The 20,313-nt window shown below is 55.1% G+C and carries 17 protein-coding genes; 5 read left to right on the top strand and 12 right to left on the bottom strand.

Going from position 1 to position 20,313, the window contains the following annotated elements; genetic code table 11:
* Nucleotides 1-117: 117 nt before the first annotated feature.
* Nucleotides 118-390, bottom strand: a complete 273-nt coding sequence (locus MYS68_RS37185; protein WP_248930554.1) for a hypothetical protein — start codon at nt 388-390, stop codon at nt 118-120.
* 66 nt (nt 391-456) lie between these two features.
* Between MYS68_RS37185 and MYS68_RS37180 the strand changes: the two genes are divergently transcribed.
* Entirely contained in the window at nt 457-579 is a 123-nt protein-coding gene (locus MYS68_RS37180; protein ID WP_248930553.1) for a DUF6254 family protein, read from the top strand.
* Between the two features lie 108 nt (nt 580-687).
* Here MYS68_RS37180 and MYS68_RS37175 read toward each other — a convergent pair whose 3' ends face one another.
* The 3 genes from MYS68_RS37175 to MYS68_RS37165 all read right to left on the bottom strand — a co-directional run bounded on the left by MYS68_RS37175 (nt 688) and on the right by MYS68_RS37165 (nt 5,044).
* Entirely contained in the window at nt 688-1,410 is a 723-nt protein-coding gene (locus MYS68_RS37175) for a response regulator transcription factor (RefSeq protein ID WP_248930552.1), read from the bottom strand.
* 125 nt (nt 1,411-1,535) lie between these two features.
* Entirely contained in the window at nt 1,536-3,344 is a 1,809-nt protein-coding gene (gene pnpS, locus MYS68_RS37170) for a two-component system histidine kinase PnpS (RefSeq protein ID WP_248930551.1), read from the bottom strand.
* A gap of 161 nt (nt 3,345-3,505) precedes the next feature.
* Entirely contained in the window at nt 3,506-5,044 is a 1,539-nt protein-coding gene (locus MYS68_RS37165; protein WP_248930550.1) for a fumarate hydratase, read from the bottom strand.
* A 210-nt stretch (nt 5,045-5,254) separates the two neighbouring features.
* On the opposite strand from MYS68_RS37165, the gene MYS68_RS37160 reads away from it, so the two are divergent.
* Together MYS68_RS37160 and yfbR are read left to right on the top strand one after the other, a co-directional pair.
* Nucleotides 5,255-6,400, top strand: a complete 1,146-nt coding sequence (locus tag MYS68_RS37160; protein WP_248930549.1) for a polysaccharide deacetylase family protein — start codon at nt 5,255-5,257, stop codon at nt 6,398-6,400.
* A gap of 524 nt (nt 6,401-6,924) precedes the next feature.
* Nucleotides 6,925-7,509, top strand: coding sequence for a 5'-deoxynucleotidase (gene yfbR / locus MYS68_RS37155; RefSeq protein WP_248930548.1), 585 nt, complete (start codon nt 6,925-6,927; stop codon nt 7,507-7,509).
* 772 nt (nt 7,510-8,281) lie between these two features.
* On the opposite strand, the gene MYS68_RS37150 is transcribed toward yfbR, so the two are convergent.
* From MYS68_RS37150 to MYS68_RS37125, 6 genes are all read right to left on the bottom strand, one after another.
* Nucleotides 8,282-8,707 (bottom strand): hypothetical protein, encoded by a 426-nt coding sequence (locus tag MYS68_RS37150; protein ID WP_248930547.1) that lies wholly within the window; start codon nt 8,705-8,707, stop codon nt 8,282-8,284.
* A gap of 104 nt (nt 8,708-8,811) precedes the next feature.
* Nucleotides 8,812-9,273 (bottom strand): Hsp20/alpha crystallin family protein, encoded by a 462-nt coding sequence (locus MYS68_RS37145; protein WP_248930546.1) that lies wholly within the window; start codon nt 9,271-9,273, stop codon nt 8,812-8,814.
* A 22-nt stretch (nt 9,274-9,295) separates the two neighbouring features.
* A complete protein-coding gene (locus MYS68_RS37140; RefSeq protein WP_248930545.1) occupies nt 9,296-9,538 on the bottom strand; it encodes a spore germination protein in 243 nt (80 codons plus the stop codon).
* 37 nt (nt 9,539-9,575) lie between these two features.
* Nucleotides 9,576-9,818, bottom strand: a complete 243-nt coding sequence (locus MYS68_RS37135) for a spore germination protein (protein WP_248930544.1) — start codon at nt 9,816-9,818, stop codon at nt 9,576-9,578.
* 118 nt (nt 9,819-9,936) lie between these two features.
* Nucleotides 9,937-13,170 (bottom strand): efflux RND transporter permease subunit, encoded by a 3,234-nt coding sequence (locus MYS68_RS37130; RefSeq protein WP_248930543.1) that lies wholly within the window; start codon nt 13,168-13,170, stop codon nt 9,937-9,939.
* Complete coding sequence (locus tag MYS68_RS37125) at nt 13,167-13,757, bottom strand: TetR/AcrR family transcriptional regulator (RefSeq protein WP_248930542.1); 591 nt, start codon at nt 13,755-13,757, stop codon at nt 13,167-13,169. The genes MYS68_RS37130 and MYS68_RS37125 overlap by 4 nt, the downstream gene beginning before the upstream one ends.
* Before the next feature lie 413 nt (nt 13,758-14,170).
* Here MYS68_RS37125 and MYS68_RS37120 point away from each other — a divergent pair, with 413 nt between their 5' ends.
* Nucleotides 14,171-14,608, top strand: a complete 438-nt coding sequence (locus MYS68_RS37120) for a MarR family winged helix-turn-helix transcriptional regulator (protein ID WP_248930541.1) — start codon at nt 14,171-14,173, stop codon at nt 14,606-14,608.
* A 296-nt stretch (nt 14,609-14,904) separates the two neighbouring features.
* Here the strand turns inward: MYS68_RS37120 and MYS68_RS37115 are convergent, their stop codons facing one another.
* Nucleotides 14,905-16,509 (bottom strand): response regulator, encoded by a 1,605-nt coding sequence (locus MYS68_RS37115; protein ID WP_248930540.1) that lies wholly within the window; start codon nt 16,507-16,509, stop codon nt 14,905-14,907.
* Between the two features lie 5 nt (nt 16,510-16,514).
* Entirely contained in the window at nt 16,515-18,326 is a 1,812-nt protein-coding gene (locus MYS68_RS37110; protein WP_248930539.1) for a sensor histidine kinase, read from the bottom strand.
* Nucleotides 18,327-18,527: 201 nt separating this feature from the next.
* Here MYS68_RS37110 and MYS68_RS37105 point away from each other — a divergent pair, with 201 nt between their 5' ends.
* Nucleotides 18,528-19,919: an extracellular solute-binding protein gene (locus MYS68_RS37105; RefSeq protein WP_248930538.1), complete on the top strand. Its 1,392-nt coding sequence runs from the start codon at nt 18,528-18,530 to the stop codon at nt 19,917-19,919.
* The last annotated feature ends 394 nt before the right edge of the window (nt 19,920-20,313 follow it).

Genomic DNA, 20,313 nt, shown 5'->3' with positions numbered 1-20,313 from the left:
ATCCCATAAAGGAACTATGGTGCGCTAAACCGGCCATTTCGGGTGTTTTGGAAAATTAGCGGAACTCAGGTGAGCTATTTGTCTTTTTTCCCACCCCCCAAGCCATTTTCCGACGATTTAGCGCATCTCAGTTCCTCTAATTTTTCGGATCAGTCCATTTACCGGAGAATAGCGTACTTCAGTTCCTTTATGCTTATGAACAGCTATTTTGCCCTTAACCCACCCGCTGGGATAACCATTCACCGCTAGTTCGCGTTCGTCGGGCATGGCATTAAAGCGGTTAGCCAATAAAACTTTAGCCCGGCACGCGGTACTTTTGGCGAATGTCACGTAAAGCATTTCGGCAAAATACTTATGACGGACACCTTTACGTCTGTCCTTGCCGCTCACAAGAAACATCGCTCTATTTATTAGCTTGTTACAACACCAAATCCGATACCAAGGAGTGTTAACCCGATGACCCAATCGAAGCGCCGCAAGGAGAATGATTGGAAAATCCGCAAACAGACACAGAAGCCGCACGGTAAAATCAAATCGCTGGATGAGCTCTCCGATGAATATGATGCGGAGCAGCAGTAACCGCCTGTCGCCGCGAAATGGCGCCGCAGGATTTTCGGCCTAATATTTCCTGGCAGCTAAAAATCGCCCCCGCGGCCCATTCAGGGCACGCGGGGGCGATTATTAACGTCATGAACCTTTTTTCAGCGACGCCGTGACCAGCTTGTAGCCGACGCCGCGGATCGATTCGATCTGCACCGACTGCTGGTTCATTTCCAGCTTTTTGCGCAATGAGCTGACGTGCACGTCGACGGTGCGCTGGCCGCCGATATAGTCGAATCCCCACACGATGTTCATCAGATCGTCGCGGGTGACGACGACGCCGGGGCGCTGCACAAGATAAAGCAGTACTTCAAATTCTTTAGGCCGTAAAGGAATCGATTCGCCGTTCAAATTCACTTCGTATTTTTCCGGATAAATGAGCAGATCGCCCACGGCGATCACTTTGTCGCCGGACGCCGTTTTATCCACGGCCGTTTCGTCGTTTGTCGTCCGCCGCAGCACGGCGGATACGCGCGCCAGAAGTTCGGCAACGCCGAACGGCTTCGTAATGTAATCGTCCGCTCCGTATTTGAGGCCCTGAACGACCTCCTCTTCGGCGTTGCGCGCCGTTAATATGATGACCGGCGTCCGGTTCCCCTTCTGCCGGAGTTTGGACAAAATTTCAAAACCGTTCAAGCCGGGAAGCATAATATCCAAAATAATCAGGTCGTAAGGATGCTGCAGCGCAGCCTGAAGGCCGTCTCCGCCATGGTCGATCACTTTCGTTTCATAACCTTCCTGCGACAAGTTATAGGAGAGCAGGCGGGCGAGCGTAGGCTCGTCTTCGATGACCAAAATGTTTTGCGGCATGGGAATCCCCCAATTATATATATAATCCATATTGCTCGCGACAAGCTTATCATAGCACGTTTTTGTAAATGTAACGTAAATATTTTGTAAATTTAATGTTAACGTTTTTGAAAACGGCCGAATTTTCAATGAATAACCGGCAGCTCGATGATGAAGCGCGTGCCCATGCCGACTTCGCTTTCGACGCGGATCGTGCCTTTATGCAGCTCGACAAGGTGCTTGACGATGGAAAGCCCGAGGCCGGTGCCGCCGGAGCTTCGCGATCTCGCCTTGTCCACCCGGTAGAAGCGTTCGAAAATGCGCGGCAAGTCCTTTTTCGGAATGCCGATCCCGGTATCGGAGATGATGAAGCGCAGGCGGTCATATTCGGCAGGATCGCCGGAGCCGGGATCGGAAATGCCGGCAGGTTCAACCCGGACGCGCACCCGCCCGCCTTCCGGCGTATAATTGATGCCGTTCGACAGCAGATTAATAAGGATTTGGCGCAGCCGATCCTCGTCCGCTTCCATGTACAGCTCCGCATCCACCTGCATTTCGAGGTCGATCGATTTTTTGCGCGCTTCCGTTTTCATCACTTTCATGCAATTGCTGACGAATGTCTGCAAATGAATCGGCGAAAACTGCATCGGAATGCGCCGCGACTCGATTTTCGACAGCTCGAGAATGTCGCCGATCAGCCGGTTGAGCCGCTCGCTCTCGTCAAAAATAATTTGCAAAAACGACCTCGCCGTTTCCTTGTCGTTCAGCGCCCCGGCCAGCAGCGTCTCGGCAAAACCTTTGACGGCGGCGATCGGTGTCTTCAGCTCGTGGGAAACGTTGGCTACGAACTCGCTGCGCATCCGTTCGAGCCTCCGCACCGCCGTAATGTCGTGCAGCACGATCAGCACGCCGGCCCATTCGTCGTCCGCCTGGGAAATCGGGCTTAAGTTGATTTCAAGAATACGCTCCGTCGGAAAATAAAAGATCATCTCGTCGCGAATATGCTCGCGGGAATCGATGCACTCGCGGATGAGCTGGGTAAACTCGAACTGCTGCTTCGCTTCGTTGAATCGCTTGCCGAGCAGCTCCTGCGCGGAAAAGCCGAGAATATCTTCCGCGGACCGGTTAAGCAGCACGATCTTCTCGTCGCGGTCGATCATCATGACGCCGCTGATCATGTTTTCCAACACGCTTTTCAGCCGGCTTTCGTTTTCCAGAATGCGGTTCATCTGCAGCTGCAGGCTGCCTGCCATTCGGTCGATCGCTTGGCCGAGCTGGCCGATTTCGTCCTTCTGCCCCGCACCGACGCGCGCTTTGTAGTTGAGATTCGCGATTTGGTGCGCGACGCGCGTGATCCTCTCGATCGGCCGCGTGATGCCGAACGCGATGCGGTAGCTGATCAGCCCGGCCAGCACGAACACCGCGAGAAGACCGGCGATCAGCCCGAGCCAGACTTGCCGGATCGACAGATCGACATCCTGAAGGCTCATGCTGAGCCTGAGATATCCTCGGAGGCCGCCTCCGTCCTGAAGCGGAATCGCCACGTACAGCATGTTGCGCTGGATCGTATCGCTGTAGCGGATAGCCGAGCCGACGCCGTTTTTACCGGCTTCGATGATCTCCTGCCGCCCGCTGTGATTGTCCATCGTCTGCGGATCGTGATCGGAGTCCGCCAGCACCTTGCCGTCAGCGCGAATATAGGTGACCCGCGCATCCGCAAAATCCTTCAGCTTTCGCGCCTGCTCCATATAATAGCGGATCTGCTCATCCTCGCTCCCCGCCTTGTTCCAGTCGATCGTCGACCGAATGATCCGCAGCTCCCGCAGCATGTTGTTTTTCAGCGCTTCCACATGGGAATCTTCCAGCATTTTGGCCATAAAAATGCCCGCGGCAAGAACGGAGGAACCGATAAGCAATATAAAAATGACCGTCAAACGGGCGCGAAATTTGTTCATGGCACGTCCCTCGCTTTGTCAACATTCGCATTATTTGAAATTTTATCGTAACTTATCCGCCGCGGACGGGCCAGTTAAGAAATTGTAAATGCCGGTTGCCCGGGAAAAAAAGAGAATCCAAGCATCTTGCGATGCCGGGATTCGGGGAGTAACGGCAAAACTTATTTGAAAACGGGTTCTTTGAACGTCGCCAATTTTTCCAAAGAATTTTTCTCCACTTCCGCATGCAGGCTGTTGCCGTGCGAATCCATCGTGACGATGGCGGCGAATCCTTCGGTTTGCAGATGCCACATCGCTTCCGGCATGCCGAATTCCATCAGGTCGACGCCTTCCACCTTCTTGAAGCATTCCGCGTAATATTGAGCCGCTCCGCCGATCGCGTTCAAGTACACGGCGCCGTGCTCTTTCAGCGCGGCCAGCGTCTTGGCTCCCATGCCGCCTTTGCCGATGACGGCGCGGATGCCGAACTTCTTGATGATGTCGCCTTGGTAAGGCTCCTCGCGGATGCTTGTCGTCGGGCCGGCCGCCTTCACCTGCCATTCGCCGTTCTCGTCCTTGGCCATAACCGGGCCGCAGTGGTAAATGATGCCGCCGTTCAGATCGACCGGGGAATCGTGGTCCATCAAATATTTGTGCAGGGCGTCGCGTCCTGTATGCATAAGTCCGTTGATGATAACGACGTCGCCGACTTTCAGCTCGCGGATTTGCTCCTCGGAAATCGGAGCGGTCAGCACGAACTCGCGGCGCTTCTCGTCTGCCGGAGCTGCTGCCGCAGCGGCTTCCTGCTGCATCGGATGTTCGGTGCCGCGCTCGTAAATCCATTCCTTGATCCCGCCGGTGGTTGCGTCGATCATTACGCCTTGACGGCGGAACGCCCAACAGTTGTAGGCAACCGATACGAAAAAGCTCGCCGGCAGGCGGTTCGCGACGCCGACTTTACAGCCGAGCAAAGTGACTTGTCCGCCGAAGCCCATCGTGCCGATGCCGAGCTTGTTGGCGTTTTCCATCACGTAATCCTCCAGCTTGCGCAGCTCCTCGTTCGGGTTCACGTCGTCCACCTTGCGGAACAGCTGGTGCTTGGCAAGCTCGTAGCCGCTCGTCCGGTCGCCGCCGATGCCGACGCCGATGAAGCCGGCGCTGCAGCCTTGGCCCTGCGCCTGGTACACCGCGTGCATGATGCACTTGCGGATGCCGTCGAGATCGCGGCCGGCTTTGCCTAGCCCTTCGAGCTCCGCAGGCAGGCTGTACTGGATGTTTTTGTTTTCGCAGCCGCCGCCCTTGAGAATGAGCTTGACTTCAATGTCGTCCCGCTCCCACTGCTCGAAGTGGATGACCGGCGTGCCCGGCCCAAGGTTGTCCCCGCTGTTCGCGCCGGTGAGCGAGTCGACGGAGTTGGAACGGAGCTTGCTGTTTTTGGTCGCGAGTGCAACCGCTTCGAGAATTTGTTTTTTCATGACGATCTGGTTGGCGCCTACCGGGGTATGCACGATAAACGTCGGCATTCCGGTGTCCTGGCAAATCGGCGAAACGTTGCATTCCGCCATATGGATATTATTGGCAATCGTGGACAGCGAGAGAGCGGAACGGGTCCCCTTGTCCTCCTGCTCCTTCGCTTTCTGAATCGCTCGCCGCACGTCGGCAGGCAGGTTGGTTGACGTTTCCACGATCAAATCGTATACGCTTTGCTGAAATTGTTGCATGAGTTTGGTTTCTCCTTTCGTTTCTATAAAAGAGGCATATCTATATAATAACATAAGTAAGATCAGGTTCGAAGTGTTTCAGCGCGGTTTACCTGCATTTTCATCGCCGGTTTCAACCGTCCGAAGCAGGAATTTCAGGACGCATTCGCGAATAAAGATTAACACGACTCAGGAAAATGCGACTACACCCAGCAAGGAGTAAAGAACTACATGCCCAAGCTCATCATAAAGGCCGTTTTGCTTGTTGTCATCGGCCTCAGCATCCTCGTACCTTCGCTGAATGCGGCCAAATCGAACGTGCTGTACAAGGATCAGGTCGCCGTCATCATGTACCATCACGTCGACGACTATGCGCAAAGCTCCGGCACGATCACGACCAAGCTGTTCAAGGACCAGCTGACTTATTTGCGAAACAAAGGATATCAGTTCATTACGCTGAAGCAGTTCAAGATGTTTATGGAAGGCTCCAGCGTGCCGAACAATGCGGTGCTCGTTACGTTCGACGACGGCTACGAAAGCTTCTATCTGAATGCGTATCCGATTTTGAAAAGCATGCGCATCCCTGCCGTCAATTTCGTCATTACCGGCGATCTGGAAAACCCGCTGGCCAGCTATATCCCTTCGCTGTCGCGCGACGAAATTATCGAAATGACGCACGATACCAATTTCATCGACGCCCAGTGCCATACGAATTCGTTCCATAACCGGCTGCCGGACGGAAGCGCCACGCTCGTCGGCCGTATGATCGTAAACGGCCAGCCGGAAACGCCGGAGCAATACAAGCAGCGTGTCATCAGCGACACGCAAATGTGCTTGTCCAAGCTGAGCGAGCTGTATTCCGAGCCGGTCGATTCCTACGCTTACCCGTACGGCATTTACGACAAGCTGTCGCTTGATTATGTGAAGCAGGGCGGCGTCAAATTCGGGTTTACGATCGTGCCGGAAATGGCGACGCGCCGCCTCGACCCGATGCAGGTCCCGCGCATCAACGCCGGCAACAGCGCGATTACGCCCGAAGGGCTGCACAATTCGATCCTCCGGCGCGTGGTTGCCGTGAACCATCCTTACAACGATGCGGACGCTGCGGCCGTCATGTCCCAGCTCGGCGGCAAAGCGACCACCGACAAGGGGGGCGGCGTAACGCTGCAGTTCCGGGGCAAAACGTGGACCGGCAAAATCGGCTCGAACCAGATGACATCCGGAAGTGAGACGACCACGCTGCAAAAGCCGCTGCTTTTGAAAAGTAATAAAGCGATGATCGGGCTGGACGATTTGCAAAAGCTGCTCGGAGTCAATCTCGTGTACAACCCGAACGTGCAGAGCTACTCCGTTCAGCAAAGTCCGGTCGTGAAGTAAGGCGGCGCATAAGTTGGAGGCGCCGCCGCACAGGACGCCTATTGCAGGCGCAAGGTGAGCGGGTCTCGGGAGGCTCATAAAGGAACCGCAGTGCGCTAAAAGGGTTAAATCGAGCCGTTCGGCGAGATTAGGGGAGCTGTGGTGCGCTATTTGCGTGTTTTTTCCGATCCACACGTCATTTTCGCCGATTTAGCGAATCTCAGTTCCTCTATATGTTCAGATGTGCTCGTTAACCTGAAGATAGCGAACGTGAGTTCCTTTATTTTTTTAAAGTTCAGTCTCTTTGGAAGTCCCATCGCCATCGGGTAACCTATGTTTCCGCGCGGATACACTACCTGGCAACATTGTGCAAGAGTAGACCGTGCAGACGGAAAACTTCCGCTCAGATGAAAACCGGCCATCGGCCTCGCTGACGAGTCCGGCGGCCGGTTGCTTTTTTTGCGCGATCTGGCGTAGAATTAGGGCTGCCGCTGGCATCCGGGACGACGGTCGCCAGGAAGAATCAAGGAAAGAGGAAAATCGTGATGGACAGTCATTTTTTTGCTTATATGTACCGTATGCGTTTCATCGAACGCTGGAGCCTGATGCGCAACGTCGTCCGCGAAAACGTCGCAGAGCATTCGTTTCACGTCGCACTGCTCACCCACGTGCTCTGTACGATCGCCAATGAGGTGTTCGGCAAGCAGGTGCCGACCGATAAAGCCGTCTCCATCGCGCTGTTTCACGACGTGACTGAAGTGTTCACCGGTGACATTCCGACGCCGGTCAAGCACCATAATCCGGACATTCTCGCCAACTTCCGCGAGATCGAGCAGATGGCGGCAGGACGTCTGCTGCAGATGATTCCGGAGCCGCTGCGGACCGTATATGAGCCGCTGATCGACGGCAAAAAGGTCGATGTCGACTATGCCATATATGTCAAGGCGGCGGATCTGCTTGACGCGTATTTGAAATGCGTGACCGAGCTGTCTGCCGGCAACCGCGAGTTCGGCGTCGCGAAAAAGCAGCTCGAGCAGTCGATTCAGCGGCTCGACATGCCCGAGGTCGACTATTTCCTTCGACATATGGCGCCAAGCCTGGAGAAAACGCTCGACGAGCTGTCGGACTGACGGGCAGTCCTCCGACAGACCGTTAAGCGGAGCGAAGCGAGGCGGGCGGGGCGGCAGACAGGGCCGGTGCCGGTCTCGGCCCCCTAAGTGTTGCGGTCAGGGCGCGGGGTCCCGCAGCGGGATCGCTCCGGGCACCATCATCGGTAAGTCCATCCGGGGGCCGTGGTCGAAAACGGCAGCTTCGGCAAATAAGCGCAAACACTTGGTTTATCCCCGCTCGATTCGCACCATTTTGTACAAATAATCCCAATTACTTGGTTTATTGGTGGACTTTCGGCCGGATTCGGGCATTATCCGGAGAATTAGTACAAGTTTTTACGTTTATTGATTCGGAAAAGGGATAAACCTGAACAATAATCCAAGAAATTGCGCTTATTTGCTCTTCCTGCGCCTTTGTGCGCCCTTATGTCTTCGCCCTTATGCGCCTTGGTGCGCCTTTGTGCGCCCTTATGGCCTTCGCCCTTATGCGCCTTTATTCGCCCTTATCTGCCTTATGGGCTTCATCCGCCCTTATGGCCTTCGTCCGTCTTTGTGGCCTATCTGCCCTTATGGGCTTCATTCCCCTTTTCCGTCCTTATCTTCCCTTATGCGCCCTCATATCGTCCTTGCACACCTTCAACCGCCTAAAGCATTGGCCAAAATCGCAGCCTAACTCGCGGCACCGGCGGGATGGCCCGGCGCCTTACGGCACCTTAACGAACAGCCGGGATTCGCACGCGCAGAAAAGAGCCTTGGCATCAGGCTCGGCCAAGGCTCTTTTTCCTATACGTTTCTATGCGAACAAATTCGGAAAGTTCATGATGAAGACGATCAGCAGAAACAGCACTCCGGTCAAGTTGCTAAGCGAGCGGATTTTCCCGAGCTTGCCCGCGATGTCGCGGCCGGAGCTGTCATTCAGCGCGAGACGCATGTTTTTGCCGAGCACGCCGGTAATGGCGCCGAGCGCCAGCAGCAAAACAACGGCTGCAATCATCCAGGCGACGGGATAATGTGCTTTGCCGACCATGTAGCCGCCGGTCAGCAGCTCGATAACCAGCGCCAGCTGGCCGACCCGGTTCGCGGCAAACAGCACGTGCAGAAATCCGAACTGGGCTTGTCCGCTTAGCGCCCCAATGCGGGCCGCCAAGAAGGGGAGCAGCAAGTAAAACCCCATCATGATAGCTCCAAGTATATGCAAAAATAAAAAAACTTGATTCATAACCTGCCTCCCAGCAAAAAGTCATATTATTCCTAGTATACTTGATGCTATGTCCAAGGGCAAGGAAGCAGGTCGAACCCACACGTATATTCGATGCTCGGCCGCTAGCCGATATCGATCCATTCTTCCTTATAGAGAGCACGCGGATAACGGATGAGCAGCAGTCCCCTGTCGAGCCGCGCGGAAATTCGCGGAGGCTCCCCGAGCTGGGGCAGCACGATACTCCTCTCGAAGGGCCCGTAAAAACGTTCCGTTTTTATAGCCGTTTGGGGGCTGTCGGTCGGATGTTTGATAAACCCTCTGACCGTAAGAACATTTCCCGAAACGGTCACCTGCACGTCTTCTTTAAAAGCTCCGGGAAGCTCCATCACCACGAGATTCGTATACTCCTCATAAAATATATCCACTGCCGGGAACATTGCGATTTTGTCATTCTCTTCCGCTTCCTCTTGGCTTGAGCCCGAAACTCCGGGGGTACCGCGCTCCAGCACCGTTCGCCAAAAATCGGTTTCGTCATGCTGCTGCGCCAGCTCCAGCCATTCCTTGATTTTGTCCATTTCGAACATCGCGGCAGCATCCCCTTATCCATTAAATTTGGTTGGCAACGGGTGCGGACGGGTTGGCGATTTGATCCTGATCGCTGACATCCGGGTCAATTGTATTGTTAAACAAAACCGCGCTTGCAGGGGCGATGTCGCCAAACGACTGGTTGACTCCTATCAATTTGGCGTTTGCCGTATGGCTGTTTTGCAGACCCGCTCCGAAAGTGACATTGCCGTTCGCCGAAACGGTGTTGACTTTAAAATTGAAAATATTAAATTGGTAAGGCATCTAAATGCCCCCTTTCAGCAATTCCCGCTGCAATCGATCATATCTGCGAGCTAATGGCAGTATCTTTGCTGGCAACTTCGCCCATATCATTCACATCCGGGTCGATGTAAATGTTTTTCATATTCGCCTGAGGTGGAGCTGTATCTCCGTAGGACGCGTTCAAGCCCTGCGATTTCGTATTCGCCGTTGGGCTGTTGTGCAGGGACTCCCCGATATTGACGGATCCGTTACTGGCAATACTGTTGATTTTCATGTAAAAAATGTTTATAACCGACGGCAACGGTTGTCACCCGCCTCCATTCCGTGATTTTTTATTATATGGGCAAACCCCCGGATTTGATGACTCCAAAAGGAAAAGAAAGCGCCGCTCCTGGAGGGGACGAACGCTTTCAAGCGGATTACATGCTCTGCCCGGGTCCGGCATGGGCCGAAACATGTGCTGAAGCATGGGCCGGGGCATGAGTCGGAGCGTGGGCCGCCGGATGATACAAAGAGACACCGCGCCGTGCCGCTCTGCGGTCGCGCCACTTGGCGACGATGACATACAGCGACGGGACGACGATGAGCGTCAGCATCGTCGAATAAAGCAGGCCGGAGATGATCGTCGTCCCCATCGGTCTCCACAGGTTGCCGCCCATAATCGTCATAGGCAGCAGTCCGCCGATCGCTGTCGCCATGGTGAGCAGGATCGGCCGAAGCCGCGCTTTCCCCGCTTCCGCCACCGCCTCGTACAGCTCGAGCCCGCGCTCTCTCGCCTGTTCGATGAATTCGATCAGAATAATCCCGTTGCGCACGACGATTCCCGATAAGCTGACCAGACCCATCAATGCCATGAAGCCGATCGGCGCGCCGGTGATAAACAAGCCGATAATAGCGCCGCCCGCCGCCAAATAGACCGTCGACAGGATGAGCAGCGGAAGCGACAGCGAATAAAACTGCATGACCATAACGATGTAGATCAAAATGATGACGACGATCGACAGCTGGCCGATGGCGGCAAAAGCGTCGTTGCGCTCCTCGTTTTCCCCGCCGAACTCGACGGTGTAGCCCGGGGGCATAGCGTAGCTCTCCATTTGCTTCTTCAGCTCGCCGACCACATCGTCCGGCAGCCTGCCGTCCGTAAAGCTGCGCACGGTGATCGTGCGGGTTTGATTGCGGTGCTGAATCGACTTGATCATGCCGGATGCCGTCGTCTCGCCGAGCTGCCGCACCTCCACCGTACCACCCTGAAGAGCAGGGACGTGCATGCGGCGGATCGTCTCCAGCGGATCGCTTTTCGTTTCTTTGGCGTAAAGCGTCACGTCGACTTCATCTTCGCCTTTTTGATATTTCGTGATGTCGAGACCTTCCGTAGCGATCCGTACGGTGGTCGACAAATCCTTTTCGCTGACTCCGAACAAATTCAGCTTCCCGGCATCGGGAATGACCTCGATCGTGCTCAAATCTTTGCCGACATCGTCGGAAATGCTGATCGTCCCCTGGATTCCGGCGAGCATATCCTGAATGTCCTGCGAAATTTTACGCAGCTGCGGAAGCTCCGCGCCGCCGATGCGCACGGCGATCGGAGCGCCGACCGGCGGGCCCTGCTCCAGCTCGCGGGGCGTAATTTTCACATCGTCCGGGAACATCGCCTTCAGATGTCCGCGCCACGGCGCCACTACTTCCTTCGTGTGAATGACCTTCGGGTCAATCTTGACGAACAGCTGCCCGATGTTCACTCCCGTTCGGTTGTCCTCGGAGTAATAAAACCGCGGGGTGGTGCGGCCCGAATATGCCGACACGAACAGCACGCCCGGCTGCTGCCTCATCCAGTCTGCGGCCTTGCCCAGCGTGTATTCGGTCTCGGCGAATACGCGCCCGGTCGGCAGCTCGAAATCGATCAGCATCTCGTCTTTCTCGGCGGGCGGAAAATACTGCACGCCGAGCTTCGGCAGCAGGCCGAAGGCGCTCGTGCCGACGAGCAGCGCGACCATTGCGGTGAGCAGCGGCCGGCGCAGGAAGCCGTAAATTTGCCGGCTGTAAAATTCGCTTAGCCGATGGATCGGCCGGCCGAGCAGTCCCGGCGCGGGCGCTTCCGTACGGGGCGCCGGGCGCTCCCCGGCTGCGCCTCGCCCTCCCGCTGCGCTTTCCGTAGCGGTCCCGGCCGCCTTGATCTTTCGCCGCATCTGCCGCTCCGACACCCACTGGCGGAAAATCGGAATGATCGTCAGCGACATCGCCATCGATGCGGCCAACGTGAGCGTGATGACGACCGGGATCGGCCTGATGAAGCTGCCGATGTTGCCCTTCAGGAAGAAGAGCGGTAAAAACGCCGCCGCCGTCGATATCGTCGCCGTCAAAATCGAGACGGCGACATCTTTGCTGCCCTCGAGCGCCGCGGTTTGCGGCGAATCGCCGAGCTGCAGGCGGCGCTGGATGTTGTCGTTGACGACAATCGCGTCGTCGACGAGAATGCCGAGCACAATCACGATCGCCACGATCGTAATCTGGTTCAGGTCGATGCCGAACCAGGCGACCGGGATGAAGCCGACCGTAATCGAAATCGGAATGGCCAGCGCGACAATCAGCGACGTGCCGAAGGTGAGCCCGAGCGAGCAGACGACGATGACGACGGCAATCCCGATAAAGAGCTCCCGGCCCAAATCGCTGAACAGATGGTCGAGGCTTTCCTTTTGCGTGAACAGCGATGACATCGTGACGCCGGCCGGCAGCTGGCTTTTCAGCGCGCCGACCTTCTCGTCGATTCTCCGCTGCAGCTCCGGAATATCGGCGCCTTTCTCCGCGTTGATGACAAGGTCGACAGTCGGCTTGCCGTTATGTAAAATGCTGACTTCGCGTTTCTCCGGCTTCAGCTTCACGTCCGCCACATCGCCGATCTTCAGTCGCATGCCGTTCGGCAGTCCGACGATGTCCGTGCCAGCAATCTCCTCCGGCGTCTTCCATTCGCTCGGCATATCGACAAAGTACGATTTCGCTCCCTTGTCGACGGTGCCGAGAGGCACGCGGTCATGTTTGTTCGTCAGCGCCTGAGCGACGACCGTCCATGGCAGATGAAGGGTGTCCAGCTTCTCCGTATCGAGCGTGACGGCGATTTCCTGGTCGGGCAGCCCGACGATGTCGACGTTGCTGACGCCGGAAATGGTGGCGAGCTGCTTTTTCCATATCTCCATCGTCGGACGAAGCGCCTCGAGCTCGCCGGGCGTCTCCACGGAAAAATGCAAAATCTGCTCGGCGATTTTCCCCAAATCGTCGTTGACGACCGGCTTGCGGGCGTCGTCCGGCAGCTCGCTTTCCGCCGCCTGCACCTTCTGCCTGAGCGTATCCCACGCCCGCTTGATGTCGACGTCCGGCTTGATCTCCACGTTGATCGCCGATACGTTCGCCGCCGAGGTCGAGCTGAGCACGCTGATTTCGCTCATCTCTTTAATCTTTTCCTCCAGCGGCCGGGTTACGAACTGCTCGACCTTTTCCGGCGAAGCGCCTGGATATACGGTCGTAACCAAAGCGACGGTCAGGTCGATTTCCGGATTTTCCCGCTGTTTCAGCGTCACGATGTTGAGCGCTCCGAGCAAAATCGCCATGACGAAAAACAGCAGCGTCACCTTGCGCCGATGTATGAGTTTCGCGATCACGGCGATTCCCCTCCTTTCGGCGGAAGGCAATCCGGCTGCAAATCAACGATGACGCGGGCGATTTTATCCACTTCATCCAGCCCTCTGTCCTTGATGATAAACCATTGGTAAGCTACCGCCTCGACCTTGCCGATTTTCGCATATGCCGCGATCTCCAGTTCCTCGTCGGTAAAGTCCGGGTATACGTTAAAGCGGATCAGCTTGTTCTTGATCGACGTCATCAGCCTGAAATAAAAATGGTCCATGATGTCGTGAAGCTCGTTCGAAGCGTTGCCGTGCTTGGAAATGATGCGAATAATCGAGCGGTTGTGGGCATATACCTTGAGGATGTCGGTGATCATCCGGTACATACCGTCATCTTCGCACGGATCGGCGTCTTCCCGCTCGAGCATCGAGACGATCTCACCGAGGCACGACTCGGCAATGCTGCGGAACAGGTCTTCTTTGCTTTTAAAATAAAGATAAAACGTCCCTTGCGCGACACCGGCCTCCTGCACGATATCCGATACCTTCGTGTTGTGGTAGCCCTGCACCTCCAGCAGCTTTAAGGCAGCCGCAATCAATCTGTCCCGTTTCTCTTCTCCCATCCATGAACCCTCCGAATTCTCGATCTGACTGATCAATCAGTCATTTTTAGGTTAGTGACTGACTCGTCAGTCATTTTTCTCACATCGTAGCATACGCTGGCATTTTTTTCAAGATCTCTGGATAGCAGTAGAACAATCCGGCATTTCTATTAATATGGCTAACGAACCGGGGGACGCTCTTAACCGAAATACGCGCAAACGGATGATTTTCTCATTATAATGGCGCTGAAGTCCGTTACCATTAGTCAGCCAGATATATTCAAAATTGCAACTGTTGTATAAATACAATTATATTCGTTTTCACGCGGCTGTCAACTCGATCGAACCGGTCCGAAGCATCTCTATCGTTTTGGGACATACTTTGTTATACTTTGATATACGCTTACGAATTTTTCAAAAGCTCGGGTGAACGCATGAATCCGGAAATATTGGCTGAATTGATCAATGAAATATTAATCAAGTCGACTTTGTTAGGCGGTTCCGACAAATCATTTATTGAGGGGCTTACCCCCAGACAAGTGCATATTGTTATGGAGATCGGCACCCAAGTTTTCAGAAACGGCGATTTGGCGGGCCGTTTGGGCGTAGAGCCCTCCACGCTGACCCGAACGCTCGACCCGCTTGTGAAAAACGGGCTCGTCGACCGCAGTCTCAATCCCGAAAACCGCAGAGAAGTGCTGATCCGGCTTTCGGAAAAAGGGCGGACCGTTCTGCAGCAAAGTCATCGGAAAATGGTTGAAAACTGCGCGCAAATTTTGGAGCACGTCCCCGGACAGCAGATGGAGCAGATGGAAGCAAGCATTCGTTTGCTGCTCGGCATCATGAAGCAAATCCATTTCAAGCATCATTGAATCGGCCATTCCTCCCGCTGGGGGCACCCAGGCTTCGGAAGCATGGGGCGCAATATTGTCGGTTAAACGGGACCATAGAGGAATTATGGTGCGCTAAATCGGTCCGTTTCGGATATTTTTGAGAATTAGCGGAACCCAGGTGCTCTATTTGCCTGTTCGTCCGGTACAAATGCCGTTTTCAACCGTTTTAGCGCATCTCAGTTCCTCTATTTTTCCGGTGCAGCTATTTTTCGGGGAATAGTGAACGTGAGTTCCGCTATTTTTACAGACGCTTGCCGGCTTGGACATGTAGCCCGTCACGCATCGCCAAGATTGTTCCTGTATTGGCTTGGCGTCATGCCGGTGTACTTTTTGAACACTTGAAAAAAATATTTCTCGTCGGTATACCCTACGTCATGAGCGATGTCGCTCAGCTTCAAGCTGCGGTCGCGGAGACGTTCGCAGGCGCGTTCGATCCGAATCTGGTGCAAATAATCGAGGAAACTCGTTTTCATCTCCTGCTTGAACAGCAGGCTCAAATACCCCGGCGTAATGAACACCTCGCGCGCGACCGTCTCCCGGCTTATATCTTTATGGAAGTTTCGCCCGATATATTCGAGCGCCGTCTGGAACAGCTTGTTGCGGTTTTTCTTCGCGTTCAGCTCCGCGGAGATCTCAAGCACCGTGCCGGCCAGCAGGCTGCGGATATACTCCAGGCTGGATTGCGACAATACAGCGGCCAGCCCCGTCAAATCGTGCCCGAACACGGAGCTCGTGTTCAAGTTTTTTTCCACGCAAAACCGGTACAACGTAAAAACGAGGGCGACCGTCGATTTTAAAATATGCTCTTTGGAGCTGCTGTCCGGCTTCAGCGCATCGTGAAATTCCTCTAACCGGCCGAGTATCGCATCGCGGTCTCCCTGGACGACGGCCTGCAAAATCGCTTTCTCCTGCACCAGCGGATACGACGACTGGTCCGGATCGTCATCGACCGACTCCGTATAATCGACGATTTTGGCGGAGCCGATGTAGTAACGGGCGTTGAGCGCCTTGACCGCTTCCCGGTAAGAAGCTCTCAGATGGGAGATGGACGCCTCGAAGCTTCCGATGCCGATCGAAACGGTGAACTTCAAATACTGCCGGATGTTTCTTTGAATCGCCTCCGCGTATGGGATGAGCGCCTCCGTCCCGATCCATTCCCCGGCATTGACGATAACCACGACGTCATCCTGCTGCTCGAAGGCGGCGCAGCGGAAGCCGGCGGACATCGTTTCCTCCGCTATGTTTTTCAAGCCGTATTTGTACAGCTCGATGTCTTCGTGGCTGTATGTTTGCAGCAGGCCGTGGAAATGATCGATTTGCAGCACCATCGCGCCGAAAAACATAAACGGAAACTCCAGGCCGTTGATCCGAAGATTGGACAGCAGGCGGTCATACGGCGGGTTATCCGTCATCACGAGCCGGCTTAACGTCTTCTCCTTCAGCAGCGGAAAGCTTTCTCTGAATCCCGCCTTCAGCTGCTCCAGCGTTTTCTCCTGATTCCTCTCATTTTCAATCACGGCGGCCAGCTTCAGGATCGTATCCAAAATCTCCTGGGTCCGGCTCGGCTTGAGCAGGTAGTCGCTCGCTCCGAGAGCCATCGCTTTCTTCGCATAGGCAAATTCGTCGTATCCGCTCATAATGACGCTTTTTATATGCGGGTACTGCCGGGCGGCACGCTCGATCAAGGCGAGCCCGTCCATCTCCGGCATGCGGATGTCGGTCAGCAGGATGTCCACCTTGTGCCGCTGCAGCAGCTCGAGCGCTTCGACGCCGTCCCGCGCCTCGGCGGCGATGGATATCCCGTGCTTGCCCCAATCGATCAACGTGCGAATGCCGGCGCGCGCCCGCTCCTCATCGTCGACGATCATCAATTGGATCATGTTCGTTATCCCTCCTGGGTATCGGGAATGGCGGGGAGCGTCAGCTCCACTCTCGTCCCCTGCCCGGGTTTGCTGTCATAGCGAATTTCATAGTTGTCCTTGTAATAATGGCGCAGTCTGGCGTTCACGTTCCGGATGGCGTAGCCGCCCGTTTCCCGGGACGTATTGATATCGCCGTCAGTCTCGGGCTCCAAAATGCGCTTCACCGCCATTTCGTCCATGCCGGCCCCGGTATCTTCGATGACAAAATGCAGCGAGTTCCCTTCCAGAGCGCCGGTGACCGTGACGCTCCCGCCTCCGCGTTTCCTTTCGATTCCGTGAACGAGCGCATTTTCCACAAACGGCTGCAGCACCAGCTTCATCATGACAAAACCACCCATCTCGTCCGGTATGTCGATCCGGTACTGCAGCAAATCTTTGAACCGCATTTTTTGGAGCGACAAATACAGCCCGAGCATCTCTTTTTCTTTGCCCACATTCGTAAAGCTCTTGCCGCGATTGAGGCTGAGGCGGAAGAGCCGCGACAGATTGACGATCATTTCGCTGATCCGGCTTTGCCCCGCCGCCTCGGCCTCCCAAAAAATCGTATCCAGCGTATTGTACAGAAAATGCGGATTGATTTGCGATTGCAGCGCCTTGAGTTCCGCTTCCTTCTCCCTTAGCTGAAGCACGTACACGTCGTTCACCAGGTCTTTGATGTTTTTGACCATGCTGTTGTAGCCGCGGCTGAGCTCGCCGATTTCATCCCGGTATTTGATTTCCACCCGCTCGTCGAAATGGCCGTTCTGGAACCTTTTCATGGAAGCGAGCAGCGTTTTGAGAGGAGCGGTCAAAATCGACGTCAGGATCATCATCAGCGGCACGCTCAGCAGCAGGCAGGCCAAAATCATCGCGATCACAAACACTTTGATCGAGCTGAGCTCCTGCGTGAGCAGCGCCAGCGGTACGACGTACAGAATGCGCCAGCCATTCTCGTTGATTCCGCTGTAGGAAATGAGCATCTGCTGCTTGCCGATGGACGCCACGGCCGAGCCCGGGTCCTTCTGCTTCAGTATCGTCGCGAGCGCCGGATCGGACGCTCCCGCGACGTCAATCTCCCTGCCGGCCTGCAGCAGAGGAATTCCGTTTTCATCGAGGATAATGATGCTGTGCTGGTCGTCGTACAAGTTTTTCAAATACAGCTGCCGGATCGTCTCGTGGTTAATGCCCATAAAAATAAAGCCGATCGTGCTGCCGTCCTGGATGCTGCGGACAATCCGGGCCATGCCGATTTTCTCGTTCCGGTTATTCTGGATCAACATGCTGTTGCTGCCCGTCAGCGGAAACCAGTAAGATGCGCCGTTCAGTCTCGCCGCCGCTTCGTACAAACGGCTGGACTCGATTTGCGGCAGACCGACCGCCCCGCTGCTGCCGTCCGTAGCCTCCTGGAATATGGGGGAGGCACCTTTGCCGTACAGCGCCAAATAGTCGAAATTGCGCGTGAACAGCATCTGGTTCATCATCGAGGCGGTCGGCCCCGAATAAAGCGACGATTCCAGACGATCGGACGTACGGCCGTCGCCGATCAGAGCGGCCTGCACTTCGGAAGCGAGGCTGAATACGGTCACCCAGTCCGAAATATTGCGCTGCATGCCGGTGATGTTGTTTTCGATCTCCTTGATCACCCCGGTGTTGGTCATGCTTACCTTCTCGATAATTTGATTGCTCGACGTTTGGTAAGAGTAATACCCGAGTGTCAGCGAAAGCGCAACGACAAGCAAATAAAACAAAATAAATATTTTGTATTTCACGCTAAGATTCAAATAAAATTTTCTCATGCGCCCACTTACCTTATCTGAGCTTGATGGTCCGTCATCATCGATTCTAACCTTGTTTGGCCGCGGCATCAACGTATACGGCCCGTTATTCGACAAACTTCCACTTTACGTTTCTTTTCTCTACTGACGGGTTCCCCGCGTTTTGTTATGATCCAATCAGGTTGCGACGATATCCAATATTTTGAAATGGGGGAACTTTCTATGACCGAAAAAAACAAACTGGCAAAAGCCGCGCTTCTGACCGCCTCCGTCGCCATGATCGGCACGCTCGCCGCATGCAGCAGCAGAGGCGGCGGCACTGGCAATAGCGGCGGCAGCGGCAGTGCAGGCAGCGGTGGGCAGACGGCACCCGCTCCGGCGGCATCCGATAAAAAAGAAGGAAGTGCCGTTACGCTCCGCTTCTTCTCCAACCTGCCGGACCGCAAATCCGGACAAGGGCTCGCCGAGCAGATCGTCATCGACAGCTACATGAAGGAAAATCCGAACGTCAAAATCGAAGTCGAAGCTTTGGCGGACGAACCGTTTAAAAACAAGCTCAAAGCATATATGGCGTCCAACGAGCCGATCGACATCACGATGGTGCACGGCGGCGCCGATCTGAACACCCTCGTTCAGGCGAAGTACGTCAAGGAGCTGAATCCGAAAGATTACGAAGGGGATAAATACAATTTCCTTCCCGGCGTGTTCAAATCGTTTACGTTCGGCGGAAAGCTGTACGGCCTGCCGCGGAACAGCGACTACGAGGTCATCTATTACAACAAAAAGCTGTTTGCCGATAACGGGGTTAAGGTGCCGTCGACCTATAACGAGCTGCTCGACGCGGCCAAAGCGTTCCGCGCCAAAGGCATCGTGCCGATGTCCACCAACGGCAAGGAGCTGTGGAGCTTCGGCCTGTTGTTCCAAAATATCGCGCAGCGGGTAAGCGGCGATCCTCTGGCCATTCTCGACGCCGTCGATCAGAAGAAGCAGTTTCCGCAGGACGACAGCTTCCTGCAAGCCGCGAAGCTGATGAAGCAGCTGATGGATGTGAAAATGTTCCAGGACGCGTACATGGCGGCGGATTACGGCGCTTCGCAAAACCTGTTCACCCAAGGGAAAGCCGCGATGTGGTACATGGGCTCCTGGGAAGCGGGCATGGCGACGAACGACAAGCTGCCGGAAGCGTTCCGCAGTAACCTCGGCGTGATGAAGTTCCCTACCGTCGAAGGCGGCAAAGGCAAGGACAGCGACCTGCTCGCCTGGAACGGCGGCGGCTACGCGCTGCCGGCTTCCTCCAAGCATCCGGAGGAAGCGAAGAAGTTTTTCGATTACCTGATGAGCGCGAATCAATGGGCCAAAGCGGCCTGGGATACCGGGGCTGCCGTGCCCGCACAAAAATATGCGCTGACCGGCAAGGAAAGCGAAGTGCAGAAGCAGCTGACGGACATTCTCGTAAACGCCACTTCCACGCCGGGCGCTTCGTTTATCGACTACGGCACACCGGGCTTCAAGGACGATTCGCAAAACGCGTTCGGCAAGTTTTTCGCCGGAACGTCCACGCCGGAGCAGCTCGTAGCCGATCTGCAGGCCGCCGCGGCGAAGCAGAAGAAGTAATGGGGGCCCCCGGTCCCCCTGGTCCTCCCCCTCGTAATCCCTACTCCTGGGAGGGCCTCGCTTCCGCAGCCAGCTTTGCTCCGCAAAGCTCCCGAGGTGCCCGGGCAATGCTGCCAGGTTAAAGCATTTAACGAATTCGCATAGATCGTGGTCCCGGACCTGACAGACCGGGTTACTAAAATAAGCTGCTTATTAAAAATAGCGGAACTTACGTTCGCTATCCTCGGAAAAATAGGCACTTCGGAAAAATAGAGGAACTGAGATGCGCTAAATCGGTGGAAAATGGCGTTTGTACCGGCCGAACAGGCAAATAGATCACCTGAGTTCCGCTAATTTTCAAAAATGTCCGAAATTGACCGATATAGCGCACCGTAGTTCCGCTATGATCCTAGCA

This window comes from Paenibacillus hamazuiensis, assembly GCF_023276405.1.
GTDB lineage: Bacteria > Bacillota > Bacilli > Paenibacillales > NBRC-103111 > Paenibacillus_AF > Paenibacillus_AF hamazuiensis.
Note: the sequence above shows the minus strand (reverse complement) of the source record. Positions and strands in the feature narration are given on the sequence as shown.